Raw genomic sequence first — 25,847 nt, 5'->3', positions numbered from 1 at the left:
CCAACTAATCAGGAAACAATGAGCTCAACCCAACAAGAATTCGGCGTCACCGCCCGCAACGGCCTCGTCAGCGACATCGACCCAGCGCGGCACAAAGTCCGCGTTATATTCCCCGAGCTAGACAACCTAGAATCGTTCTGGCTTAGCGTCCTAGCGCGTAAATCACTAAAAGATAAAGACTACTGGTTACCCGACGTAGGCGAGCAAGTAGCCGTGTTAATGGACGCCTTTGGCGAAGACGGCTGGGTCCTAGGCGCGGTCTTCTCTGACATCGACAAGCCATCCGTCACCTCCAAAGACAAACGCAACGTGACCTTTGCCGACGGCGCAGTAATCGAATATGACCGCCAGACTCATCATTTCGACTTAAGACTACCGGCAGGCGCGACGATGTCAATTACCGCAGACGGCGGCATTAAAGTGACTGGCAATGTCACCATCGAAAAAGGTGACATTACCATCGCCAACGGCAGTCTAAAAGCGCCTAACGGCGATGTCGTGGCAAATGGCGTGAGCGTTTCCAAGCACTCCCATGGCGGGGTTAGGTCTGGTAGTGAAAATACCTGGGCGGCAAATAAGAGCTAACCAGTATAGTTTCCATTTTGTAATGTTGCGGGTTACAATCCAATAACAAAACGCGGCGCGGTAACATGAAAGCGCTTCATACTCCCATTTAATAAAAACCAGTAATTTATCCAGCGAGACTATCGGGCCATATGAAAGTTATCGAGGTATCGTGTTTTCTATTTTTCTGCATCTGCGCGATCATTGATTCGCTGACGATATTAACGCTGTCGCAATCCATGTTGGGCCTACAAGATAATTTGCCCAGCTCTTTTCAGTGGGACGTCATAAAAACCTTAATTGGGTCTTTTGCCGGTGCATTCCTCGCATTTATATCGAATCAGTACTTTCAAAACAAAGCAATTAGCAGAGACAACCTATCCGCCGGATACCGCGCTCTGTTCTTAATTCGGTCCCAGCTAGACGACTTTCTTAACGTTCGAAGAGCAATGTATAAATCTCTCGACGATATCAATACCAAATTGAATGGCGAACCAGAATGGGTGCTAGCCAAACCGATTAGTTATGACTTCAACTCATCCAATGTATTTGACTACAAATCATTGGCTTTTCTTTTATCGATACAAAGCGGCAGAGAGGTTTTTACCCGATTGCAGCTTGCAGAACGCGCCTATTTAGACCTAATGTCTGGCCTTTCAGAATTTAATGAAAGTGCGTTAGAAAAGCAAAAAAAAATGGCGACATCCCAATTAGGAGAGAATAATTTCGCTAGTTTAGGTGAAATCGAAAGGTATATTGGCGTGGAGTTGGTGGCGCGAACTAGGGACCAGTTGCGAGGTATCGTGGTTAAGTTAGCCCACGATGAAAGTAGATATATAAAAGCATTCGAATCGTTGAATAGGGTCCTTGTGGAAATCTTCTGCCCAGATTATGAAGTGCAGAAAATAGTCATCCAAGAAAGACATGCAATTGCCCAACTACCTAATTTGCCGGACAATTTAAAGAAACACGTAGCGGAACAGAATATTGACATCGAATGAGCGCCACGACAAAGCGCTCGCAGTGAATATACTCAATGAATCGACTAACTATCGATTTCAATTTGAACTAGGGCAAACGACCCCAAGCCAGAGTTAATCTACTCTGGCCGCATGACCCAGCTATCCGATATTACCTCCATCCACTGGCAGCCAAAACTAGGCGCCGATGAGGTTGTTACCAACTACGACGACATCAACCAGTGCATCCGCACCATCATCGGCACACCCAAAGGGGCATTGCCTTTACGCCCGCTATTCGGCTGCTATCTCTACAACTATTTAGACCGTCCCATCGACCGCGCGCGCCCCCATATCGTGCGCGAAGTTGTTGAAGCTATTAACGACCCGATACATGGCGAGCCGCGGGTAACGGTCGAGCGCGTGCTAGTTGACGCCATCGGCATCGGCCACGCCGTTTTACGCGTAATTTCGCGCTTAGCCGACGGCGTCAAATTAGAAACGCGGGTCACGCTATGACCATCTTCAACACCTTGCCAGAACCCGCTTTTATTGACCGGGACCCCGATACCATCGTCCACGACATGGTCGCGCAATACGAAGCCGCGACCGGCAAGCCGCTCTATCCCGCGCAGGTAGAGCGCCTATTAATCGACATCATCGCCTACCGCGAAACACTAGTACGGGTAGGCATCCAAGAAGCCGCGAAGCAAAACCTGTTAGCCTTCGCGCGCGCGCCTATGCTCGACTATTTAGGCGAGTTAGTCGGCGTGTATCGTCTGCCAGAGCAACCAGCCAAAACCATTCTGCGCTTTAGTTTCCCCAAGCCGGCATCCACTTCCTACGCCATCCCAGCGGGCACCTTAGCCCAAAGCGACGACGGCACCGCAACTTTTGCCACCGATATCGACGCTATCTTGGGAGCCGGTCAATCATCCATTGACCTTACCGCGACGTGCGAACAAATCGGCCTAAGCGGCAACGATTACACCAAAAATAAAATTACAAAATTAGTCTCCAAAGTCATGAGCGCAGCCGGCCTGCAAGTGACCAACATCACCACGACGAGCGGCGGCGACATGGAAGAGCAAGACGATTCATTGCGCGAACGGATTCGACTAGCACCCGAAGCCTTCAGCACGGCGGGCAGCAAATTGGCTTACGTCTTCCATGCCAAAAGCGCGCACCAAGCCGTAGCGGACGTAGGCGTTATTGGCCCGCAACTAACGCTATTGAATGGAGAATTAGCGTCGGACAACGACACGCCACCCGGCGTTGTCATGGTCTACCCGCTAACCAAATCAGGACTGCCAGACGCCAATCTTTTAGACGTCATCACGACCAAATTAAACAGCGATCGGGTGCGGCCGCTCACCGATTACGTGCGCGTAGTTGCGCCGGTAGCGGTTCCATACCAGATCGAAGCGCAGCTAGAGCTTTATAACAATACCGACGCCGACAGCGTATTGATGATGGCGCAATCGGCCGCGCAAGCCTACCGCGACGAACGCGCGGCCGGCCTAGGACGCGACCTAGTGCCAAGTCAAGTTAGCAGCGCCTTATCGGTATCGGGCGTCTATCAAGTCAAAGTCCTAGCGCCCCAACACCGCGTGTTAGTCGAAAACGAATGGCCGCAATGCACATCGATCCGGCTACACATTACTGGGATGGTACATGGATAATCGCATGACATCCGCGCCACTGGTCGACGCGCTTTTGCCGCCGCCATTAGCCAGTGACCCACGCTGTATCGCGCTAGCCCAAATCGCCGCACGTATTAGCAATGTCGATTTGTTGCCCTTACTAGTCTATATGATCGACACCGTCCCGACGTCGGCGCTAGCGCAGTTAGCTGACCAATTTCATTTACTCGGTGAAGGCTGGCAGTTCGCGCAAAATGAGGCCGAGCAGCGCGCCATCCTCAAGCGCGGCATGGAGCTGCACCGTCACAAAGGCACGCGCTGGGCCATCCTCCAAGTGCTAGAAACCCTAGCGCTAGAGGGCAACATTAGCGAATGGTTTGACTATGGCGGCAAGCCTTACCACTTCAAGATGAATATTACGGTTCCAGATCGCGGCATCGACGCGCAAACGTTCGACAATTTGGTCCTACTCATCAACGAATACAAAAACGTGCGCTCGGTCTTGCAAGAGTTGCGAATAACACTCTCAGTCAGTAGCCAAATTCCCATCGTAGGGCTGTGCACCATGGTCGGCGAAATTGCCGCCGTTTATCCACGCGACTAATCGACAAAATCAACTAGATTCACCACAAAAGGAACACAGCATGGCGGCGCAATTTTCTACCATCCTAACAGCAACAGGTCGCGCTAAACTAGCAAGCGCAATGGCCGTCAACACGCCGCTCTCCTTGACCAAAATGGCCGTAGGTAGCGGCGAACGCGAAGGTTATTACATTCCCACCGAGGACCAACAGCAATTAAAAACAGAGCGCTGGCGCGGCAACATCAATAGCCTGCAAGTCGACCGCGACGACCCCAAGCGTCTCGTCGCAGAGCTGATTATTCCCTTAGAGGTCGGCGGCTTCACCATACGCGAAGTTGGTTTATTCGATGAATTTGACGCGCTCATTGCGGTCGGCAATTTCCCCGACAGCTATAAACCAACACTGCAAGCCGGCTCCAACAAACAACTCTACGTGCGCATGGTGCTAGCCGTCTCCAACACCGCAGCCGTTAACCTGTTGATCGACTCCAGCATCGCGCTGGCATCGCGCGAGTATGTCGATCAGGTCATGTTCGACCACCTCAAAGACCCCAACCCACACCCAATGTACGTAAGGCAAGCTAAGGGCAATGACATCTGGCTGAACTGGGTCGGCCGCACCGGCCAGCCGCCTTGGCTATTTGGCGGCCTAGTCCCCGGCGACTGCGGCGTCTATGATCCGGCGAACTTTCACGTCAGCCATTCAGACACGTCCACCTCCGCCGAAAGCGCCTACCACGCCAACAGCGCCACGATCGCTGAATCGGCAAATCACGCAACGTACGCATGGAAGTCTGACGTAGCAGAGTACGCAAACACCGCTGCCTACTCCTACGCGTCGGGCACTATTCATAACGGACAAGACTACGCCAGTTTTAAATGGATTGATCGAGGCGACCAGACCATCTACCTGTGGGGAAGTGACGACAGCAGTGAAGTGCGGTTAGTCAAAACGGCAGATTTGCGAGTAAGTTACGCCAAAACCGCCGAATCAGCCGAAAGGTCCTACTACGCGCAGAACGCCAATACGGCAAATATAGCGGCACGCATCACTAACGGCACTGAGCTCATGGCGTTTTATTGGCATGACCCCGGCGGACAAACTGGATACGTTTGGGGAAGTGACGACGCTGGCTCGGCCCGTTTGAGCGCCACGAGTAATTTAAGCGTTGGCCATGCCAGAACAGCCAAAAGTGCTGAAAGTGCTTACTGGGCTTCATCCTCGGTAAGTTCGGAGAGATGGAACGGGCTGCCCTTACGTTTTGACGAAAATCCAAATGAAGTCCCCTATTACGTATTAGGTGTGAAAGCAGGCGTTTTCGAAGGCACACTATTTACCCTAGGTGACCTTCTTAGGAGCAAAGAAGACCGATTCCCACCCGGAACCCGCATACCTTTTGCGCAAAATTGGGCGCCTACAGGATGGTTCACCGTGCAAGACGATAGCACCAATAATCGTATGCTCAAGGTCGTTCACGGCGGCGGCGGTGACACTGGCGGGTACCACGATCCGGTCGTCAATAATGTTGTTCCTGCTCATACCCACTGGTTTCGAACCGGACACGTCAGTAACGACCACACCCACGGCATCGGCGATCCGGGCCACTCGCATGGCGTGTACGACCCAGGGCATGATCATCAATTTGGATTGCCAACGTCATCGGACTATTACACTGGTTATGGTGCAAATTATGTCTACACAGTTGGGCCACCAAGACAATTCGTCAATGGGATGACCGGCAGAAAAATCGGGAGCACCCAGACCGGCATCGGCATCATCGGCAACACCACTGGCATATGGACAGGCGGTATATCGAGCAACCACACGCACGACGGCGCCACCGACAACGGCTCATCCCAAACCAACTGGGAACCGCGTTATATCAACCTCATCATCTGTCAAAAACAGTAAAGGCCCAACATGACCACGATTAGTAATAACACGAATCCAGCAGCGGACAGCAAGCCAACCAATACACCTCCACAACGGAGCACAAGAGCCGTCCCCATTCTGCTAACAGGCTACCAATACAACGACGAGGGCACCTATGTCGGCCCCTATCAATTCGAGAAAAATATGGACAGCGACGAAGTCTATTTACGAAAAGGAATCACCTTAATTGCGCCACCGCTAGACGTCCCTGTTGATCAAGAAGCCTATTTTGACGGCGCAAAATGGGCAACAAGAAACCTAACGCTGTCGTATTTACCAGACCGAGTAATTCCCAGCCCCGAGGAAATTGCCGCGATGGAAGCTTATGCGTTGGAGGAAACCAGACGCAAGGAGGAAATTGAACAATCCAAATTACAAGAAATGCAGCAAGCCGAACTGCAAGTTAAACAAGGAGTAATCGATGGCAATTAAGACCGTGACCAGTTGCCCTCTCGGGTCCGAGTGCGAACAAATTAAGGACGCAGTGATGCAGCGATGCGCATGGTTTATCGAACTCGCCGGCACCAATCCCAATACAGGCGAGCAAGTCAACGAGCGCGGCTGCGCAATGAGTTGGATACCCATTTTGCTAATCGAAAACTCAAAGCAGCAACACCACACCAGCGCCGCGGTAGAATCATTCAGAAATGAGATGGTACAAGCCAACCAGACCAGCAACCAATTACTAGCCCTAGCCACTGGCCTACCAGCACTAGCCAACAAAGGCTAACGTCAGTAAAAAAGACGCGGCGACAAAACCGGTGCAGCAACACCGCTTTTGCCCCGCACCAGCAGCAACACCTGCCAGCTACAGCCAAGGCCGCGCCACCCTCCGGAGGGCGCACGAAGCGTAGCATAATTGTAAGAAAGTTACAAAAAATGCAGGAAATTCGCTGTGGCAATTGCCATCGAAAACTAGGTGAAGGAATTTATATTCAACTTTCCATAAAATGTCCACGCTGCAAAACCATGAACACCTATAACCACATCGGTGCCAAGAGCACACCCCCAGCATGCCACCGCGCATCCCGCCTAAACGCAACTTTAGAGGATGCCCATGTATGCCAACCAAACACCACTCAAAGAACCTAAAACACCCACAGTCGGAAGCCTGTTCGCCGGTATCGGCGGATTCGACCTTGGATTTGAAAGCGCAGGATTCACCACCGCATGGCAAGTCGAAATCGACCCAATATGCCGTGCCGTGCTCGCCGACCGTTTCCCACACGCCCAGCAATTCGGCGACGTGCGAACCTGCGGTCAACATAACCTCAGTTACGTTGACGTCCTCGTTGGAGGCTTCCCATGTCAAGACGTCAGCACAATGGGAAAACAGCGTGGGCTTGCCGGACACAGAACCGGATTATTCTTTGAAGTCACCCGCATCATCGACGAGCTACGGCCCCAATGGCTGGTGCTTGAGAACGTCACAGGGCTGCTACATAGCAACCATGGCACAGACTTCCAGACGGTCATCCAATCCCTTGCCGAGCGCGGGTATTTGGGATACTGGCGAGTGTTTAATGCTCAATATTTCGGCGTCCCCACAAAACGTCGTCGCGTTTTCTTGGTCGCCGGTAGAGGTCGACATCCTCCCATTGAGTTGCTGGCTGACGCCGCGACAGTGGGACAATTTTCTGGCACGACGGGCCCGTCAGAGTTCCCTTGCCAAATCGACCTATGGCCTAGTCCTACCTTACTCGCAGGATCGGCTGTCAGCCAAATTGACATCAGTGGTTCGAGCCTCGCAGCTCAAGCCTACGGACGGAATCAGATGGTTAACCGGCAGCGAGCGACTGACGATCATGGGCTTTGCCTCGGACTGGATGCGTCCAACTTTGCGGAAACTCACGCTGCTGGAAACGCCGTCTGTCCGCAAGTCGTGGCGTGGATCGCTAGGTATTTAAAGCATGAATTCTAATTTTATGTGAATATTAATATTGACTGAAAGGTACAACTAGCCAACTCAGTTGAAAGCTGTAATTCAAGGCCGCAGCAGTCGGCCTTGTTCTTTACAATTCCAACGGCGGCCAAATCCACATTAAATGAATAAACTGTATTTTTCGCTCTCAGTATTAGCCCTAACTGTTATTGTTACCGCTTGTTATCTTTATTCGGGTAACTATATTGGTGCCTACAACACATTGAGCTGGGGACTGTTTGTCAGTTTGTGCATTCAAATTGGTTTTGTAGAATCACTAACGTCCGTAGAATTAAAACTAGTCGCGACACTTTTGACTGCCGTCAGTTTTGGATCAACAATGCTCGCGAGTAGGGCAGCGGATGATGATTTACAAAAAGCACACGTAGAAGCAGTGAACCTACTTTTTAAATTAAACGAGTCCTGCAACCCGTTCCCAGAAAAAATAAAAAACATCTCAACAGCCGGCGTTTACGCCTGCTCAACCCAATCGACAAATGACTCAATAGATTTAGTGCTCGACGTCAGCAGGGGAAAAAATATGGGACCAAGAATGTCATTTCTAGACAGCGTGACATCATTATGGGACGAACCAAAGGTAGACCAATGCGCGAAACTGTACAAAGCGACCTTCGACACGTGCCCAAACGAATTCGTCCTAGTCAACAAAGACAGCCATAAAGTCTTAATGAAGGCGGCTAATTAAAGCCGACAAATCCCAAACACAATTCGACTAAGAACCTAAAAGAGCATGCAAATGCATCCTCTTTGTACGAACCATCCACGTTTTGTAATTAAATTTCGGTAGGTGTAACTTTACTAATAACCGAATATCACACAAAAAACACCACTTTTATCTCGCGCCGCTTCAGCAGATGGCAGTTTGCGGCACGTAACCGACATTCGAAGGATCGTCCAATTCGGGCTTAAAAACTGGATTTCTCATCAAAAATTTCAATTGAAAAATTTCTTTACTTAAATTGATTCACAAAATATTGGGAACTATTTTATGTTTTCACCAGCACCAAATGCGCGGGGTAGTTTAAAGCCGGGAACACTATATGCAATTGCTGGTGAGGACGATTGGATCTATTACGGTCAAGTGGATCAAGGCAAGAAAATAGGTTTCTTTCGATTCCGTTCAAAGCAACTCGTCTTGAATGAAGAAATTCTTACCAACACAGTAATGTCGAGGGTCAATGTCGTGTATTCATCGATTGGTTCCGCGCTTCGTAAAGGTTCTTGGAAGCTTCTCGGAATTGGCGCAATTCACAAAGAACTACTTCATTCACTTTCGGTCGTTCAGTGGCCTGTTGGGACATTGACGGTGACAATTTGGACGGACGGCAAGAAAAGTGGTGAAACAAGGGTCGAAGACCCGAAGATTCAGGATTTTGAAATTATCGCAGGCTGGGACGCTTTCTATCATATTCCGGGAAGACTAAGAGTTGACTTTGAGGGTGATGATTCAAACACAATGATTGGTGGTCCAATTAGACGAGAGCGCCGGTTAAAGGAGGAATCAGCGAGGCGGGCTCCAAACATGCCGTATCACCAGCTTCCGCCTGACTGGGTTCCATGTAGGTAAAGTTGAAAAATGTCGTTTGGCGGCACAATCCGGCCGGCGAGCGAGTCAGCTAATTTGCATAAATTGAAGTACTTAGGTTTTGAAGCGGACACAGCGTCCTCAATTTTTAACAAGCTAATATTCAATGCTTACAGAAAACAATAAACTAACGATTAGCCCCTACGATAAAGGCGCGATGAAACAAAGTCGATTTCAAGCAACTTTTTTGCTGGTGGTTACAGCACTGATGTTATTAGTTTGCCTTGCGACATTGGTTGCACCCTTAACGCAATTTGGACTGGCGAACAAAGAGGTGGCTGTAAGACTTTTGGGTTCGATCTTAACTATTCATATTTTTTTTGTATTTTGGGAACTCAGATTTGCCAGTACAAATTCACTAATTGAAATTGAGTGCCTCAATGAAATTTTTCTTGTTAGGCTCTCCGGTGGAACGGTCTTGAAGGTCGATGGTTCATATTTGCTTGCAACGCCGTTTAAAAAGCTTCGAGGTCGTAATTTGCCAGCATTCGGGGAAAATGCCCTCTATGTATTCTTAAAGGTTTCTGAAACTTCCATCGTTGTTCAGCAAAATTGGTTAGAGAACATCCACCAGTTTGTTCTAGATATGCAGAAATTAAATTTAAAATAGGAAAAAAATTCTAGGGACGACATCGCAAGTTTGCGTCCAAGATAGTGTTTGACAGTCTGCTTTGTAGAACATCGACCGTCGCGTATGGGCACACAACGGTCCTTCGGTATCGCATCACTTCCAAGAATTTAGCATCATGATTTTGATGATGCCTATCAGGATCTAGACAGCAAAAATGAACATCGCAGTAGCGGACTGTCCAAGACGTTGATGTGTCAGTTCACCTTCATTTGACGGCCAGCAAATGCAAATGCCCAAATAGGGATTTAAGTTGGGCATTTTTCTTTTTCATTAATTTACGACTTTAATGGTGAGGAATATTAAATTCCTCGCTTCAAATCCCTACTCCACCGTAACACTCTTAGCCAAATTTCGAGGCTTATCTACATCCGTTCCCCTTGCTAATGCTGTGTGATAAGCCAGCAATTGCAGCGCTACTGTGTGCAGGATGGGTGAGAGCTGTCCGTAGTTTTCTGGCAGGCGAATGACGTGCACGCCTTCGCTAGAAATGATGTTGGAATCAGCGTCGGCGAAGACGTATAACTCACCGCCGCGGGCGCGGACTTCTTGCATGTTGGATTTTAGTTTTTCTAGCAGCGAGTCTTTTGGTGCGACCGTGACGACCGGCATTTCTTTGGTGACTAAAGCTAACGGGCCGTGTTTGAGTTCACCGGCGGGATAGGCTTCGGCGTGGATGTACGAGATTTCTTTGAGCTTTAATGCGCCTTCTAATGCGATCGGGTAATGCATGCCGCGACCCAAGAACAGCGCGTTTTCATAGCGCGCAAAGTCTTCTGACCACGCGATGATTTGTGGCTCTAACGCTAGCACTGCGCTGATTGCAACGGGCAGGTGGCGCATGGCTTTTAAGTGATCGCTTTCTTGTTGCTCGGTGATGCGGCCTTTACTTTGCGCCAGTGCTAGCGTCAATAAAAATAAGGCGGCTAATTGGGTGGTGAAGGCTTTGGTGGATGCCACGCCGACTTCAACCCCAGCGCGGGTGATGTAGGCCAATTCGCATTCGCGCACCATTGCGCTCGTGGATACGTTGCAAATGGTGAGTGTGTGTTCCATGCCCAGCGAACGCGCATGTTTGAGCGCGGCTAAGGTATCGGCGGTTTCGCCGCTTTGTGAAATCGTGACGACCAAACTATTCGGATTTGGCACGCTGTCGCGGTAGCGGTATTCGCTGGCGACTTCGACTTGAACGGGGATTTTGGCGATTGATTCAATCCAGTATTTGGCGGTTAAGCCAGCGTAGTAACTGGTGCCGCAGGCGAGGATTAATAGCGAGTCGATTTTTTTGAAAATCCCGTAGGCTTTGTCGCCAAATAGTTCAGGCATGATGCCGGTGACGCCTTCGAGCGTGTCGCCGATGGCGCGTGGTTGTTCGAAGATTTCTTTTTGCATGTAGTGGCGATATGGGCCTAAATCGGCTGCGCCGGTGTGCGCGTGTACGGTGCGTACTTCGCGTTGTACTGCTTGACCGTTGGCGTCCACTATCCAGCAGCGTTGCAATTGCAAATCGACGACATCGCCTTCTTCTAAATAAATAATTTGATCGGTTGTGCCTGCGATAGCCATGGCGTCTGAGGCTAAGAAGTTCTCACCTTGGCCTACGCCGACGATTAAGGGCGAACCTTGGCGAGCACCGACTACGCGGTGCGGTTCGTCGCGGCAGAAGACGGCGATGGCATAGGCGCCATGCAAGCGTTTGACTGCTTGTTGCAGCGTTTCAAATAAATCGCCTTGGTACAGATGATCGACTAAATGGGCGATGACTTCGGTATCGGTTTGGCTTTCAAATACATAGCCTAAGCCTTGTAATTCGGCGCGTAGTTCGTCGTGGTTTTCGATGATGCCGTTGTGTACCAGCGCGATTCGTCCGCGTGAAAAATGCGGGTGCGCGTTGTCGGTCGATGGCACGCCGTGGGTAGCCCAACGCGTGTGCGCGATGCCGGTGTAGCCGCTTAAGCCGGATTGCTCGATTTGCTTTTCTAGTTCCGCTACCCGTGCTGTGCTACGCGAGCGTTGCAGCTCTCCATTGGTGTGCAAGGCGATGCCGCAGGAGTCATAGCCACGGTATTCGAGCCGTTTTAAGCCTTCCAGCAAAATTGGGGTGATGTTGCGTTGTGCTACTGCGCCGACGATGCCACACATAGTGAACCTCATTAAAAATAGAGAATGTGTGCATCCTAATGTATGTAAAATGAAATTTTTGGTCGAAATTCTGATACAAATGAAATACATAATCGAACGGTAAAGGTAATGGAATATAATTTCATTGGTTGATTAAATATGGAATATAAATTCATGCAAAACGATGACTGGCAATTGGACGATTTGGATAAGCGTATTTTGGTCGCGTTACAAGACGATGCGGCGCGCACTAATCATGAATTAGCTGAATTAGTGCATGCTTCAGCACCAACTTGTTTGCGTCGAGTTAAACGATTAGTCGAGCAAGGCGTGATTGCGCGCCAAGTCGCGATTTTGAATCCCGACAAAGTCGGTGCGGGCTTGAGTGCGATTGTGGAAATTACCTTGGATGTGCAAAGTACTGAGCGCCTAATCGAGTTTGAACAATTGGTCGCCAAGGAAGCGGCGGTACAGCAATGTTATCGCGTATCGCCCGGACCGGATTTTGTGTTGATTTTGCAGGTGGCCGATATGCCGGCCTACCACGCGCTGGCACATCGATTATTTGCTGCTCACGCCAATGTGCGTAATGTGCGAAGTTTTTTTTCGATCTTGCGCAGCAAGTTCGAGACGCGGATTGCGGTGTGAACGGTGCAAGCCTGACGTAATCGTCGAACGGTTGATTAACGCGAATTTTGTAGAGGCACCCCTTGTGGGTGCCTTTTTAATTGATGTCCTATGTTTGTTAATTACTGCGCCGATCAATTCGGCTTTCGAGTAATTGGGTTAACTAAATTTATCCTGCGAATAAAAAATGAATTCGAATTACTGCATCTGCTTCTACCAAATTCGTCACTGAACTGCGCATTGTGCCGCATGGCTATTCGATTTTTCCCTCGCTGATCACGATAAATTTATGCGCGTTGACATGCTGGTCAACTGTTAAATATCTTTTCTTAACGCGGAATGTTTTTCGAATAGTTCACGCTTTATGCTTTTGGCGATCACTCCTTTAATACATCGAATGCGTCGAATTGACATTTAAGCGCATACCGTCGCAAAAAGTACACAGTCGTTAATTCGCCATTCATCTTATCGTCATATTTCTTCTATATAGTCGCGGCCTTGACAGTTGCAATGTGTGAACCATTTCTTCGACAGTCAAATTATTCCTACTTTTTATTCGTCAATTTTTTAAAAAAATTACTGAGAGATTTCTACTATGGTCAATCAATACCGTTTAAAGACGCTATGTTTCTGCGTGTTGCAAGCCTTAGCTGGCTATGCGTTTTCCGCACCAGTAGCTGATGCTAATAGCGATGCCAATACTGCTGTCGATGCGCCAGCAGTTGTTACTGTTTTTGGTGAAGGACAAACTCGCCAAGTTCAAAATATTACGCAAGAAGATTTAGCTAAAGCGCTGCCAGGAACTAGCCCGTTAAAGACCTTGGAAAAATTGCCTGGTGTGAGCTTTACTTCAGCCGATCCATTCGGATCGTATGAGTGGTCTACACGCTTTAGCGTGCGTGGCTTTAACCAAAATCAAATGGGTTTTACGCTCGATGGTATTCCGTTGGGCGATATGAGCTATGGCAATAACAACGGTTTGCACATCAGCCGCGCAATCTCATCTGAAAACATTGGTCGTGTCACCTTGTCCCAAGGCGCTGGTGCTGTAGGTACAGCATCAACGAGTAACTTGGGTGGTACTGTGCAATTTTTCTCCAGCGATCCTAGCAATAAAATGGAACTCACTGGCGCGCAAACATTTGGTAGCGACAGCACGTATCGCACGTTCGCACGTTATGATACTGGCTTGTTGGATTCGGGTACCAAGGCCTACATCAGCGTGACACGTCAACGCGCCGAAAAATGGAAAGGCGATGGTCCGCAAGATCAAGACATGGTTAACGCTAAATTGGTACACAATTTTGGCGACAATAAACTGAGCGTGTTCTTTGATTACTCCAATCGCGATGAAACAGATTACCAAGATATGTCGCTCGACATGACACGTCGTCTGGGCTGGAATTGGGACAATTACGCGCCGGATTGGCAACGTGCGGTGAATGCAGCTAAAGGCATCTTCACTGGCGGTGTAAATAGTTTGGATGACGCTTATTATTTGGGACGTGGTCTGCGCAAAGACTACTTAGGTGGTGTGTCACTGGATAATAAATTAACCGAATCAACCGATTTAAAAACGACTTACTATCACCACAGCGACAAAGGTCAAGGACATTGGTACACGCCTTATACACCATCGTCTGCAACCGTTCCTATTTCAATTCGTACTACCGAATACTCAATCGGACGCGATGGTGTGACGAGTGATTTGACTTGGTATGCAGGACAAAACACCGTTAATGGTGGTATCTGGGCAGAACGCAGTCTGCACACCTTGACACGTAATTACTACGCCATCACAGGCCCTGACAATTCCGACTTTTTCTTGTCGAACCCGATGGCGACTGCTTTCCAACAAGACTTCACCACGACAACAACACAGTTTTATCTGCAAGACACGGTTTCGATGCTCAACAACAGTTTGACTGCAAACTTCGGCTTTAAGTCGCCGAGGGTTACTATCGATGCGACTGACATCGTTGGAACTCGCGCCGCAGGTACTTTGACCGCTTCGAAGAACTTTTTGCCGCAATTGGGTTTGAGCTATGCCGTGAATAAGCAAGACGAATTGTTTGCATCGGTAGCGGAAAATATGCGTGCGTTTCAACCAGGTGTAAGTGGTCCGTTTTCGCAATCACAAACTGCTTTCAACCTGAGCAAAGGTTCGATCAAACCAGAAACTTCAACCACGTTTGATTTAGGTTATCGTTTTAACCGCGGCACTTTGTCTGGCTCGTTGACCGTCTACCATGCCGACTTTAAAGATCGTCTGATCAGCGTAGCAACTTGCGCCGGTATCGTTGGCTGCCCAAGCACATTCGTCAACGTTGGTTCAGTCGGAACAAATGGTTTGGAAGCAGCTGCAGTGTGGAAAATTAGTCCACAAGTATCGTGGTTCAACTCCTTTACTTACAACGATTCCAAATACAAAGACAACTACTCCGATAGCGGCGTGATTGTTCCTGTCAGCGGAAAGCAAGTCGTGGATTCACCAAAGAAAATGTTCACGACAGAATTGTCGTACGAACAGGCTGGCTGGTTTGGTCGCGTAGAAAGCAAGTTCACTGACAAGCGTTTCTACACTTATACCAATGACGGTCAAGTGCCTTCGTTTGTGGTGACCAATTTATCGGGTGGCTACAAACAAGCATCGTTGGTTGGCTTGCACGATGTGACGATTCAACTCAATGTGGATAATGTATTGGGCAAAAAATACTATTCCACAATCGGTTCAAACGGTTTCCCTGAAACCGATCCAAATGGAACTAACCAGACCATATTGTCAGGTGCTCCACGTCAGTTGTTCTTGACGTTTAGCGGTAAGTTGTAAACTCATCGGCCGGAGCCATGATTGGTTCCGGCCATGTTTTACCCGCAGTGCTGTACGCGTAGTTAGTATGTCCTATCACTTCAATCGGCTGTTTATGTCCCCACGCCCAAGTCCTTCATTATTTTTCAAATTAATTACTCAAGTCACGTTGATTGCTGGCTCTTTAGCTGTCAGCGGATGTGGCAGTGTCAGCATTGGTTCCGCTCATCCCATTCAGACTTTACCGACCGCGTGGAACACATTAGATGGAAATCTTCCGCTAGTCATTGGACATCGTGGTTTGCCCGGTTTGTATCCAGAAGAAACGCGGATGTCGTATGCGCAGGCCGCCGATGCTGGTGCAGATTCACTCGAGTTAGATTTGCACATGACCAAGGATTGCGTTTTGGTGGCTCGCCATAATCCGTGGATGAGCGACAACACCAACGTGGCAGAGGTGGCAAAAACGAATCCCATCGTTGCTGCGCGCAAGCGCATCGGTACTGGCGTGCTGCGGGACGTGGCTTATCCGAATTTGCCCGAGAATGGACCAGCGCAATATCTGACTGATGTAACTAATCCTAACGACCCAAAGTCGCCATTACAGGCGTTAATTGTTGATGGTGAAGCGCACATTAACGATTGGTCTATTAGCGACTTCACGCTCGCTGAATTAAAGCAATGGATAGGCGGCACCACTTATGATGCGCGTGACGAACGTCCGGCAGAGTTTAACGGTAAGTTGCCGATTTTGACGTTTCAAGAAGTCATCGATATCGCCAAAGCGAAAAGTGTCGCTACCGGACGAGTAATTAGTACTTATCCCGAAAGTAAGAACCCGATTTGGAATAACGCGCAAGCCATCGCTAATGGCTGCGGCGTCCCCGGTGGACACCCGTTTGAAGACGCGATTTTGCAAGTGATCGTTCACAATCAACTTAATCATAAAAATGCGCCGGTGTTCGTTCAGAGTTTTGACCCAGCCAGTTTGAAATACCTACGTTCGGTTGGCCTGGCCACAAAAGTAGTGCAACTCGTCGATGGAAACGCGGTTAACTTTCAAACCGGGGAAACCATTTTTATCACGCCAACCCCAGATACTTTCGTCAGCGGGCGTCCCTATAGTTGGACCTTGGCAGGCGACCCGCGTACCTTTGGCGTGATGTTGACACCAGCAGGTTTGGCTGAAGTGAAAACGTATGCCGATGGGATTGGGATCTGGAAGCCAGAGGCAATGTTGCACCTTATTGTGCCAAGCAATAGCGCTGCTAACAAGACTGGGCTAGCTGAGGTAAATCTCATCAAACCAAGTACGGTAATTAATGACGCGCACAAACTTGGCCTATTCGTTCATGTGTTTACCTTCCGCAATGAGGCGAAGTATTTAGCCGGACTATACAAAGGCGACCCGATAGCCGAATACATCGCCTTTTATCGCGCTGGCGTGGACGGCGTGTTCAGCGACTTCACCCCAACGGCGTTGGCTGCGCGGAATGCGATGTTAAAATAGATGTCGCAGCGCGGAGCGTTAAGGCAGCAGCGGCAACCCACGTGGGTGCCTTTTTAATTTACGCCATGCGGTCATTCACCAAGGCGCCCACGAGGGGCGCCCCTACGGAGTTCGGAAGTTTGAAACGTTATCACCGCTTGGGGAATTATCAGAAAACGGCTTATCGTTCATATCGTATTGGCACCCCTTGTGGGTGCTTTGTTAATTTACGCCGGACGTTAATTCACCAAGGCATCAACGAGGCGCGTCCCTACGGAGTTCGCGATTCCTAAATTGGACGGAAGCGATGAAATAAAAAAAGGGCTCGGAAACCCGAGCCCTGTTCGGTAAAACGGTCGCTGCTAACTACCTCATTGCGCCATTTGCTTAATTGTTTGATCGACTGTTTTATCCGCCGCCTCCGCAGCTTTCACTTCAGGATACAGCACCGCTTGCACATAATTATCGGTATTGAAATAACGATTTGCCGCTGCTTTGATGTCGTCTAAGGTGATTGCATTAATGCGCTGATCGACCGTTAAAATATCCGCCGCATCGGTGTTGTATAACGTTGCGTCTTGCAGATAACTCAACCACAGTTCGTTGGTGCGCATACCAATGTCGTGGCTCTTGGTCCAGTTCGATTTCACTTTATCGAGTTCTTCTTTGGTCGGGCCTTGTTGCTTCATCTTGTTGATTTCAGCAAAGGTCGCGGCAATCACTTTATCCACATTTTCAGGGCCGCAAGGCAGGCCGATGTTGATACGGTAATTTTGGTAGGGCACGCGATCAATCGAGCCGCTCATACCGCCGCCATAAATCAAAGACAGCTTCTCACGCAGATTGTCGATGATGCGCAAATTCATGACTTCCATCAAGGCGCCTAAGCGCATGTTCTCTTCCTTCGAATACTGCGCCACACCGGTGAAAACGATGGATACTTGGCTCTTCGGTTCGCTGCCGCTATGCACATCTTTTTTGACCACGCCAGTGACAGGACGAATATTTAAATCCTGATAGCTCACCGGAATATCATTGGTCGGCAAGCTAGCTAAATACGTCGCGATTAAGGGCTTAACCGTGGCGCTATTGAAGCTACCCACGAGGATGAAGGTGTAACCTTTAGCGCTAGCAAAACGTTGGTTGTAAATCTCTGCTGCACGGTCCAGCGTGATATGGGTGAAATCGTCCGGTTTGGCTTCCAAGGTCAAGCGTGGGTGATTGTTGTATAGCGTGCGCGACAAGGTGGTGGAGAAAATCGATTCAGGCCGCGCGGCTGAATTTTTGGTTGCATCTTGCGCGCTGCTAATGAATGAAGTGAATAAATCGGCATCCTTGCGCGGTGCGGTTAAGCGCAATACCAAGGTTTGGAATAAGGCCTCGACATCGTTGCTGCCGGCATAACCTTTCAAGCTCTCGGTGTAGTTACCTAGTGCGGTTTGGAAGCGTACTGATTTGCCTGCCAAGATTTTTGGAATCTCGGTCGGCGTAAATTCGGCAAAACCCATGGCACTCATGACCGATGTGGAATACCGCGCGTTGAACATATCTGCGTCCGAGAACAGCGATTGTCCGCCAAAGCGCGTGGCCGATAACAAGATTTGGTCGCCTTTAAAATCGGTTGGCTTGAGAATGACTTTTAAGCCGTTCGATAAGGTTAATTCAGTCAATCCCAATACCTTGTTTTCGGATTCGGAAACGATCTGTCCCGCTTTAGGTGGTTGGGCCATCAGCGAGGTGGGAATCGCTTTAGCGGCATTGGCGCTAACCAAAGTGGCTTCGGATTTTTCTGTCCAGCTCAATAACTGCTCTTTGGTCGGAATCGCTTCGCCTTCTTTGTTCGAGCCCATGTAGGTGACCAGTTTATTGGCCTTGGTCGGAATCGAATTTTTGGCGTAATTATTGACGTCGTCTAAGCTAATCGTTGGTAGCAATTCGCGCACGTAGCGGTATTCGTTGACGATGCCAGGAATCGATTCTTGTACTAAGAAATGACGAATATATTCGGCGGCATAATCGGCGGAATTGGATTTATCGCGCTCGTTATAAAACTGCTCGAATTGGCGCAGATGATTCTTTTTGGCGCGATCTAATTCGTCGGCGGTAAAGCCAAATTGTTGGGCGCGGTGATTTTCTTGAATCAATGCAGCAATCGCAGGCTCAACTCCAGCACGACCAATCGCGGCCGAGGAAGAGAAAAATTCATAGCCCGGCGCAATCGCTTCGGTGCCGCTGCCACCGCCTAAAAACGGCGGTGAGGCTTGTTGAGTCAACTCTTGAAAACGTTGCGCCAAGATAGAACCAGCCAAAGTTTTGATCAGCGTTTCGCGGTAATCAGCGATGGTTTTTTCAGTTTGCTTAGGTTTGATCGGGTAACGAATCAACACAATATTGTTGGTGGCTTCTTTGTCCGTGACCACTAAGCCAGCATTGTCCGAATCGGCTGGGATAGGCGCATAGGTGCGTGGACGTTCATTTTTAGGATTTTTTAATTTGCCAAAATGCGCCTTGACCATTTGCTCGGCTTTGCTCGGATCAATATCACCAACGACAAAAACCGCCATCAAATTAGGACGATACCAATCCGCATAAAAGCGTTTGATTACGTCGTATTTAAAATTGCTGATGATGTCTTCTTTACCGATAGGCAAACGTTCGGCATAGCGCGAACCGTTAAATAAAGCTGGGTAGAATTGTTTATTCATGCGGTCAGAAGCGCCTTTGCCCAAGCGTGCTTCTTCCAAAACGATATTGCGTTCTGAATCGATATCCGCATCGTTCATGCTTACGCCTTGCGCCCAGTCTTCTAATACCAACATGCCTTTTTCTAGGTTTTCTTTTTTGTCGGTTGGGATAGGCAGGATATAGACTGTTTCGTCAAAGCTGGTATAGGCATTTAAGTCTGCACCGAATTTGACGCCGATCGATTGCAGATACGAAATCAGTTCATGTTTCTTAAAATGGCGCGAACCGTTAAATGCCATGTGCTCGGTAAAATGCGCCAAACCTTGTTGATCGTCGTCTTCCAAAATCGAACCAGCTTTGACTACTAAGCGCAGTTCTACACGCTTTTCTGGCTTGGGATTTTTTTGGATGAAATAGCTTAAGCCGTTAGGCAGTTTGCCGGTTTTGACGAGCGGATTGATCGGCAACGGTTCGGATAAATTGATCGCGCTGTACGCTGACCAAGAAAGAACCAGCAACACGGCGCTGGCAACAGCATTGCGTAGTGAAATTAGCGTCATTATGGGTACCGAGGAAAAAAACGAAGATTGGGAATAATACAACAAGCGCAGATCATGCGTGAGTTTTAGTTGCGCTAGGCACATGTTGATATTGAATACAATCAAACGCGCCGTGCTTAAGTTTGGTGATGCGTGGATGGCGTCCAATTTCGACAAAGCCGTTTTTGGCCAAGACGCGCGAGGACGCATGATTGGCGACGGTGACATAGGCAAAAATGTTACTCAGTCGCCAATTGTTATACGCAAGATCGAGCAAATGTTTCGTCGCCATGCTGGCTAAACCAAGACCTGAATGCGATTCAGCGATGCGATAGCCAACTTCGGCTGAGCTCAGTTTGATGCTGATCTCGCGCAGATTGGCACGCCCGACGATGATGCCTTGTTCGTCGGTGATGACGCAAGCGTGGAATTGCTTGAGTTCGCGCGCGTTTAAATAGCCGCGAATATGATCTTGCACCGCCACCAGATTAAAAAAGCTATCGGGTCGCGGCGCAATGTGCTGTTCAAACCAAGCACGGTTGGTGAATTCAAAACGTAATAAATCTTCTGCATCATCGATGGTTAAGTCGCGGATACGCATAATTTAAGCGGACAAATTATTTTTTCTTAACCGGACGTTGCCAGCCCGGAACCGAAACTTGTTTGGCGCGCGACACCGTTAATTGCCCAGCCGGGGCGTCTTTAGACAGTGTTGTTCCCGCGCCCAAGGTTGCACCTTTGCCCACAGTAACTGGCGCGATTAATTGGCTGTCGCTACCGATGAAGGCGTCGTCTTCAATCACAGTGCGGAATTTATTCACGCCGTCGTAGTTGCAGGTAATCGTTCCCGCTCCCACGTTGACGCGCTCACCGATGGTGGCGTCGCCGATGTAGGCTAAATGATTGGCTTTGCTGAAGGCGCCGATTTGGCTTTTCTTTACTTCGACAAAATTGCCGATATGGACATCGTTGGCCAATTCTGCTCCGGGGCGCAGACGCGCATACGGGCCGATTTGGGCTGCTGCGCCAACGCTGCTTTCATCAATATGGCAATACGGTTTGATGCTGGCGTTGTTGGCAATGGTTGCATCTTTGATGATGCTGTATGCGCCGATATGCACGCCGTCCCCGATGGTGACATGACCTTCAAAAATGCAGCCAACGTCGATCGTCACGTCGCGTCCGCAGACCAAGGTGCCGCGAATATCAATGCGTGCGGGATCGAGCAAAGTGACGCCATTTTCAAGTAAAACTGCCGCTTGGTTTTGTTGATATAAACGTTCTAATTGCGCCAATTGCGTTTTACTATTAACGCCCAAGGTTTCCCATTCTGCGTCTGGTTGTGCCGACACCAATTCCACACCATCGGCCACTGCCTTGGCAATCACATCGGTTAAATAATATTCACCTTGGGCGTTGTTATTCGATAAGGTGGACAGCCATTGTTTGAGCTTGGTGGTCGGCATAATCATGATGCCGGTATTGACCTCGTTAATCGCGTGCTGCGCCGGCGTCGCGTCTTTGTGTTCGACGATTTCGCTGATCTTGCCATCGACCCGCACGATGCGGCCATAGCCTGTTGGATCGGATAAATCGACCGTCAAAATACCGAGTTTGTCATTGCCCGCAGCAGTAACCAAGGATTGCAATGAGCTGAGTTTAGTTAGCGGAACATCGCCCGCCAAAATCAGGGTTGGTAAGGCATCGTTTACAAACGGCAGCGCTTGTTGCACCGCGTGTCCGGTACCGAGTTGCGGTTCTTGCTTGGCAAAACTGACGTCATCCGCCGCCAAAGCGGTTGGCACTTGTTGGCCGCCGTGGCCGTAGATCACTACCAAGGAGGCAGGAGATAAGCCACGGGCCGTGTCGAGCACATGATTAACTAACGATTTGCCAGCGATTTTGTGCAACACTTTTGGCACATCCGAACGCATACGTTTGCCCATGCCAGCAGCTAATATCACGATATTGATCATAGTTTTTGGGTGTGTTAGTTGAGGGGAGTAATGTTGATCGCGTTAAATACAGGTGGCGGCGCGCAGGGTTCGTCATCAAACGCAATGTCGCCTTCGGCCTTGGCTTGGCCGTCGATTTTTAATTCGCTAAATTTAAATAAGTCGCGATCCATCAAATGCGATGGCACGACGGTGGATAAGGCCGAGAAAATGCTTTCAACCCGCCCAGGAAATTTCTTTTCCCATTCGCGCATTAAGCCTTTGATTTGTTTGCGCTGTAAGTTCTCTTGCGAGCCACATAAATCGCACGGAATAATCGGGAAATTTTTCACCGCGGCATAACGTTCGGTGTCTTCTTCTTTGACGTAAGCCAAGGGGCGAATCACCATGTGTTTGCCATCGTCGGATTGCAATTTGGCCGGCATGCCTTTGATCTTGGCACCAAAAAACATATTCAAGAAAAAGGTTTCTAAAATATCGTCGCGATGATGTCCCAAGGCGATTTTGGTCGCGCCTAATTCGTCTGCTACGCGATACAAAATCCCGCGCCGCAAACGCGAGCACAAGGAACACGTGGTTTTGCCTTCTTCGATCACGCGCTTAACAATGCTGTAGGTATCTTGATTTTCGATATGAAACGGGATGCCTAATTTAGATAAATAAGCCGGCAAAATATCGGCTGGGAAGTTCGGTTGTTTTTGATCTAAATTGACGGCCACGATTTCAAAATTAATCGGCGCACGTTCACGCAGTGTCATCAAAATATCGAGTAAGGCATAACTGTCTTTGCCGCCCGACAAACACACCATCACCTTGTCGCCTTCTTCGATCATATTAAAGTCGCCGATTGCTTGACCGACTTGGCGGCATAGGCGTTTGTGCAGCTTGTTATTTTCGTAGGCGATTTTTTCCATCGTCTTGGCGGACTTGGTGGCTGCGTCAACTACGGGCGCATCGATGGTGGCGGTTGTTTGGTTCATGACGGATTGCTCTTTACTGGCTTGATGATGGGTACGACTTAGTTAGGGCTGATTAAGCACTTTTAATTTTGAATACTTCTACGCCCACGCCTTCGCAATCGGGATAGACATCCGGCTTCATGGTCGAAATACGCACAGCGCGCACTTTAGGATGGCTCAACATACTGAGCGCCAAATCATCGCACAGCGTTTCTTGCAAATGAATATGGCCTTGCGCGACCCGGTTGGCCACGCTAGTGCGCATAAAATCGTAATCGACTACTTCGTCGAGCGAATCGTGTTGCGGCGTGGAGGACGATAACGGCACGTATAAATCGATATTAATCAGAACCCGTTGTTCGCCTTTCTTTTCAAAATCATGCACGCCGATATTGATAAAAATTTCGTAATTACGCAAGAATAAACGGCGGCAATCGTGCAGTTGCGACAAGGTGAGATCAGAGTTCATAGAGTTGTAGTTGAGGTTGAATTAGGTGTTGGGCGTGTTGACCAGATACATCACATCACGGGCTAGTGGAACCAAATGCTGACCGCCATCGACCGCTAAAATCGTGCCGGTCACTGCGTTCGCGGAAGCCAAATACAGCACCGCATCGGCCAGATCTTGTGGCGTGCTGGAACGCCCCAGCGCCGCGAGTTGGTGCGTTTTGTTGAAGTTGTCTTCGTCTTGATGAATCGATGCCAAGGTCGTGCCGGGGGCAACGCCGACCACGCGCACTTTGGGCGCTAAGGCTTGCGCCAATGTGGTGGTCGCGGTTTGCAAGGCCGCTTTGGATAGGGTGTACGAGAAAAAATCAGGATTAAGATTAAATAATTTTTGGTCGAGCAAATTAATCACGCTGGCTTGTTCGCCATCGGGCGTGACTTCAAACAAGCCTTGCGCTAATAAGACCGGCGCAGCCAAGTTGATGTGCATGTGGTGATCCAATAATGTCAGACCAAAATCGGCCACGGTATCGACTTCAAACGACGAGGCGTTATTGACCACGCATTGCAGCGTACCGAAACGGGCAACGACTTTGCCGATTAATTGTTTTACTTGGTCTTCTTGGCTTAAATCGCACTGGAATACGTCAGCTTGCGCGCCATGACCACGTTGATTGATTTCTTCGGCCAGCTCCAACGCGGGTTGCTGCGATTGATTAAAATGAATCGCCACCCGCCAGCCGCGCTGCGCCATGGTCAAAGCGATGCAGCGGCCTATCCGAATTGCCGCTCCGGTAATCAATACCACTGGAGCAGCGCTGTTGTGTTGATTTAAGTTAGTCATGACAATAAATTCTGAGTGAATCCACTCGGGTTAGAAGATAATAGGCGCTTCAACAGCGGCGAACTCGCTCGCTTTCAGCGCAAAATCAATAAAACTAATTCAATTCATCCGTGGTTTAAAACTGCAATGCAAAAACTTCAATTACCCGAACCCAGCCCCGAAGCACAAGCCGCGTCAGCGCAATTAAGTCGCTTAATTCAGCAAAAGATTAGCGCCAATAATGGCTGGATTGCGTTTGCTGAATTTATGGAAAATGCCTTGTACGCTCCTCAATTAGGCTATTACACCGGTGGAGCGGCCAAATTGGGTGGTGCCGGCGATTTTATTACGTCGCCAGAGATTTCCCCATTATTTGGCGGTGCACTGGCCAATTTTGCCGCGCAATTATTACCGCAAATGTCTAATCAACTGATGGAATTTGGTGCTGGAACCGGCAAACTGGCCTTTGATATCTTGACGGAATTGCATCGTCAGAGCTGTCCGCCGGAGCGCTATTATATCGTTGAATTATCGGGTGAACTGCGTAGCCGCCAAGAGCAACTATTAAAAGATTTCAAAGAAGTGGTCTGGTTGCAGCAGATGCCGGAGAGTTTCTCAGGCTTAGTGCTGGGTAATGAGGTATTGGACGCGATGCCAGCGCATTTGGTGGTCAAGGCTGAAAACGGCTGGTTGGAGCGCGGCGTGAGATGGCAGGATGACCAATTTATCTGGGTTGATCAGCCCCTCAAGCAGCCGGAAATCCTGGCCCAAATCCCCGCTCAAGACGATTTGCCGATTGGTTATCTGACCGAATGCCATCCAATTGCGCTAGCGTTTATGCGTTCCGTGGCCCAGATGTTGAACAAGGGCGATGGCGGTTTGGCGTTGTGGATTGATTACGGTTTTCCAGCGGCAGAATACTATTTGCACCAACGCGATCAAGGCACATTAATGTGCCATTACCGCCATCATTCGCATACTGACCCGTTTTATTGGCCGGGCTTGCAAGATATTACGACGCACGTCGATTTCAGTGCAATTTCCTACGCCGGTGAACAAGCTGGTTTGGATTTGCTCAGTTACACCAGTCAAGCCGGATTTTTGCTGCATGCCGGCGTTGGCGAATTGCTACTGAGGACTTCACCGACCGATCCAATGCGCTACCTGCCGCAAGCCAATGCGCTGCAAAAGCTGGTGTCACCGGCTGAAATGGGTGAATTATTTAAAGTTCTGATTATGGGGGCCAAAACGTCCTTGCCAGCGCAGTTTACCCAGCAAGATCGCCGTCATCGACTATAAAGTTTGCTAAAAATCACCGTTAACATATAAAGGGATAGATATGATTCGTTGGGTATTTGCTATTTTTATTGGCTTGATTGTGTTTTCGGCGTTGTTGCCTTGGCTAGAGAAGCTCGGAGTTGGGCGGCTGCCGGGCGATTTGCGCTTTAAACTTTTCGGTCGAGTCTTTTGTTTACCGTTCGCGTCGACTATTCTGTTATCACTGGCGGTGATGTTATTGGCGAAATTCTTAAAGTAAGTTAACAATCAAGGCCAAG

At 49.1% G+C, this 25,847-nt stretch carries 25 protein-coding genes; 18 read left to right on the top strand and 7 right to left on the bottom strand.

What is annotated here, in order from left to right; genetic code table 11:
* The first annotated feature begins 18 nt into the window (after nt 1-18).
* The 13 genes from E2I14_RS10275 to E2I14_RS10215 all read left to right on the top strand — a co-directional run bounded on the left by E2I14_RS10275 (nt 19) and on the right by E2I14_RS10215 (nt 9,819).
* Entirely contained in the window at nt 19-585 is a 567-nt protein-coding gene (locus E2I14_RS10275) for a phage baseplate assembly protein V (RefSeq protein ID WP_133328099.1), read from the top strand.
* A 428-nt stretch (nt 586-1,013) separates the two neighbouring features.
* Nucleotides 1,014-1,565 (top strand): hypothetical protein, encoded by a 552-nt coding sequence (locus E2I14_RS10270; RefSeq protein WP_133328097.1) that lies wholly within the window; start codon nt 1,014-1,016, stop codon nt 1,563-1,565.
* Between the two features lie 111 nt (nt 1,566-1,676).
* Nucleotides 1,677-2,042, top strand: a complete 366-nt coding sequence (locus E2I14_RS10265) for a GPW/gp25 family protein (RefSeq protein ID WP_133328095.1) — start codon at nt 1,677-1,679, stop codon at nt 2,040-2,042.
* A complete protein-coding gene (locus E2I14_RS10260) occupies nt 2,039-3,205 on the top strand; it encodes a baseplate assembly protein (protein ID WP_133328093.1) in 1,167 nt (388 codons plus the stop codon). The genes E2I14_RS10265 and E2I14_RS10260 overlap by 4 nt, the downstream gene beginning before the upstream one ends.
* Before the next feature lie 4 nt (nt 3,206-3,209).
* Complete coding sequence (locus E2I14_RS10255) at nt 3,210-3,770, top strand: phage tail protein I (protein ID WP_133328091.1); 561 nt, start codon at nt 3,210-3,212, stop codon at nt 3,768-3,770.
* Between the two features lie 40 nt (nt 3,771-3,810).
* Nucleotides 3,811-5,661 (top strand): phage tail protein, encoded by a 1,851-nt coding sequence (locus E2I14_RS10250; RefSeq protein ID WP_133328089.1) that lies wholly within the window; start codon nt 3,811-3,813, stop codon nt 5,659-5,661.
* A 9-nt stretch (nt 5,662-5,670) separates the two neighbouring features.
* Complete coding sequence (locus E2I14_RS10245) at nt 5,671-6,114, top strand: hypothetical protein (protein ID WP_133328087.1); 444 nt, start codon at nt 5,671-5,673, stop codon at nt 6,112-6,114.
* Complete coding sequence (locus E2I14_RS10240) at nt 6,104-6,412, top strand: hypothetical protein (RefSeq protein ID WP_206105620.1); 309 nt, start codon at nt 6,104-6,106, stop codon at nt 6,410-6,412. The genes E2I14_RS10245 and E2I14_RS10240 overlap by 11 nt, the downstream gene beginning before the upstream one ends.
* 149 nt (nt 6,413-6,561) lie before the next feature.
* Nucleotides 6,562-6,774, top strand: coding sequence for a Com family DNA-binding transcriptional regulator (locus E2I14_RS10235; protein ID WP_133328085.1), 213 nt, complete (start codon nt 6,562-6,564; stop codon nt 6,772-6,774).
* A complete protein-coding gene (locus E2I14_RS10230; RefSeq protein ID WP_133328083.1) occupies nt 6,740-7,603 on the top strand; it encodes a DNA cytosine methyltransferase in 864 nt (287 codons plus the stop codon). Before E2I14_RS10235 ends, E2I14_RS10230 begins: the two co-directional genes overlap by 35 nt.
* A gap of 124 nt (nt 7,604-7,727) precedes the next feature.
* A complete protein-coding gene (locus E2I14_RS10225) occupies nt 7,728-8,309 on the top strand; it encodes a hypothetical protein (protein ID WP_133328081.1) in 582 nt (193 codons plus the stop codon).
* A gap of 303 nt (nt 8,310-8,612) precedes the next feature.
* Nucleotides 8,613-9,191 carry a hypothetical protein gene (locus E2I14_RS10220; RefSeq protein ID WP_133328079.1) on the top strand — a complete coding sequence of 193 codons (579 nt, stop codon included), beginning with the start codon at nt 8,613-8,615 and terminating at the stop codon, nt 9,189-9,191.
* A 124-nt stretch (nt 9,192-9,315) separates the two neighbouring features.
* Nucleotides 9,316-9,819 carry a hypothetical protein gene (locus tag E2I14_RS10215; RefSeq protein WP_133328077.1) on the top strand — a complete coding sequence of 168 codons (504 nt, stop codon included), beginning with the start codon at nt 9,316-9,318 and terminating at the stop codon, nt 9,817-9,819.
* 342 nt (nt 9,820-10,161) lie between these two features.
* Here E2I14_RS10215 and glmS read toward each other — a convergent pair whose 3' ends face one another.
* Nucleotides 10,162-11,979: a glutamine--fructose-6-phosphate transaminase (isomerizing) gene (glmS, locus tag E2I14_RS10210; RefSeq protein ID WP_133328075.1), complete on the bottom strand. Its 1,818-nt coding sequence runs from the start codon at nt 11,977-11,979 to the stop codon at nt 10,162-10,164.
* A 153-nt stretch (nt 11,980-12,132) separates the two neighbouring features.
* Between glmS and E2I14_RS10205 the strand changes: the two genes are divergently transcribed.
* The 3 genes from E2I14_RS10205 to E2I14_RS10195 all read left to right on the top strand — a co-directional run bounded on the left by E2I14_RS10205 (nt 12,133) and on the right by E2I14_RS10195 (nt 16,904).
* Complete coding sequence (locus E2I14_RS10205) at nt 12,133-12,606, top strand: Lrp/AsnC family transcriptional regulator (RefSeq protein WP_227544698.1); 474 nt, start codon at nt 12,133-12,135, stop codon at nt 12,604-12,606.
* 574 nt (nt 12,607-13,180) lie between these two features.
* Entirely contained in the window at nt 13,181-15,415 is a 2,235-nt protein-coding gene (locus E2I14_RS10200; protein WP_133328071.1) for a TonB-dependent receptor, read from the top strand.
* A gap of 94 nt (nt 15,416-15,509) precedes the next feature.
* Nucleotides 15,510-16,904: a glycerophosphodiester phosphodiesterase family protein gene (locus E2I14_RS10195; protein WP_133328069.1), complete on the top strand. Its 1,395-nt coding sequence runs from the start codon at nt 15,510-15,512 to the stop codon at nt 16,902-16,904.
* Nucleotides 16,905-17,254: 350 nt separating this feature from the next.
* Here E2I14_RS10195 and E2I14_RS10190 read toward each other — a convergent pair whose 3' ends face one another.
* Genes E2I14_RS10190 through E2I14_RS10165 form a run of 6 tightly spaced genes read right to left on the bottom strand, consistent with a single transcriptional unit; the run spans nt 17,255 to nt 24,312 of the window.
* Nucleotides 17,255-20,128 (bottom strand): M16 family metallopeptidase, encoded by a 2,874-nt coding sequence (locus E2I14_RS10190; RefSeq protein WP_133328067.1) that lies wholly within the window; start codon nt 20,126-20,128, stop codon nt 17,255-17,257.
* Between the two features lie 52 nt (nt 20,129-20,180).
* Nucleotides 20,181-20,708 (bottom strand): GNAT family N-acetyltransferase, encoded by a 528-nt coding sequence (locus E2I14_RS10185; protein ID WP_133328065.1) that lies wholly within the window; start codon nt 20,706-20,708, stop codon nt 20,181-20,183.
* Nucleotides 20,709-20,724: 16 nt separating this feature from the next.
* The gene (gene glmU / locus E2I14_RS10180; protein WP_133328414.1) at nt 20,725-22,080 is read right to left on the bottom strand and encodes a bifunctional UDP-N-acetylglucosamine diphosphorylase/glucosamine-1-phosphate N-acetyltransferase GlmU; all 1,356 of its coding nucleotides are present in this window, start codon (nt 22,078-22,080) and stop codon (nt 20,725-20,727) included.
* A gap of 17 nt (nt 22,081-22,097) precedes the next feature.
* Entirely contained in the window at nt 22,098-23,042 is a 945-nt protein-coding gene (gene ttcA, locus E2I14_RS10175) for a tRNA 2-thiocytidine(32) synthetase TtcA (protein ID WP_133328063.1), read from the bottom strand.
* 52 nt (nt 23,043-23,094) lie between these two features.
* A complete protein-coding gene (locus E2I14_RS10170; RefSeq protein WP_133328061.1) occupies nt 23,095-23,490 on the bottom strand; it encodes a dihydroneopterin aldolase in 396 nt (131 codons plus the stop codon).
* 21 nt (nt 23,491-23,511) lie between these two features.
* Entirely contained in the window at nt 23,512-24,312 is an 801-nt protein-coding gene (locus E2I14_RS10165) for an SDR family oxidoreductase (RefSeq protein ID WP_133328059.1), read from the bottom strand.
* 126 nt (nt 24,313-24,438) lie between these two features.
* Here E2I14_RS10165 and E2I14_RS10160 point away from each other — a divergent pair, with 126 nt between their 5' ends.
* Complete coding sequence (locus E2I14_RS10160) at nt 24,439-25,590, top strand: class I SAM-dependent methyltransferase (RefSeq protein ID WP_133328057.1); 1,152 nt, start codon at nt 24,439-24,441, stop codon at nt 25,588-25,590.
* Between the two features lie 40 nt (nt 25,591-25,630).
* The gene (locus E2I14_RS10155) at nt 25,631-25,828 is read left to right on the top strand and encodes a DUF2905 domain-containing protein (protein WP_133328055.1); all 198 of its coding nucleotides are present in this window, start codon (nt 25,631-25,633) and stop codon (nt 25,826-25,828) included.
* Nucleotides 25,829-25,847: the final 19 nt, after the last annotated feature.

The organism is Sapientia aquatica (assembly GCF_004358105.1).
In the GTDB taxonomy this organism is placed as follows: Bacteria; Pseudomonadota; Gammaproteobacteria; order Burkholderiales; family Burkholderiaceae_D; genus Solimicrobium; species Solimicrobium aquaticum.
Note: the sequence above shows the minus strand (reverse complement) of the source record. Positions and strands in the feature narration are given on the sequence as shown.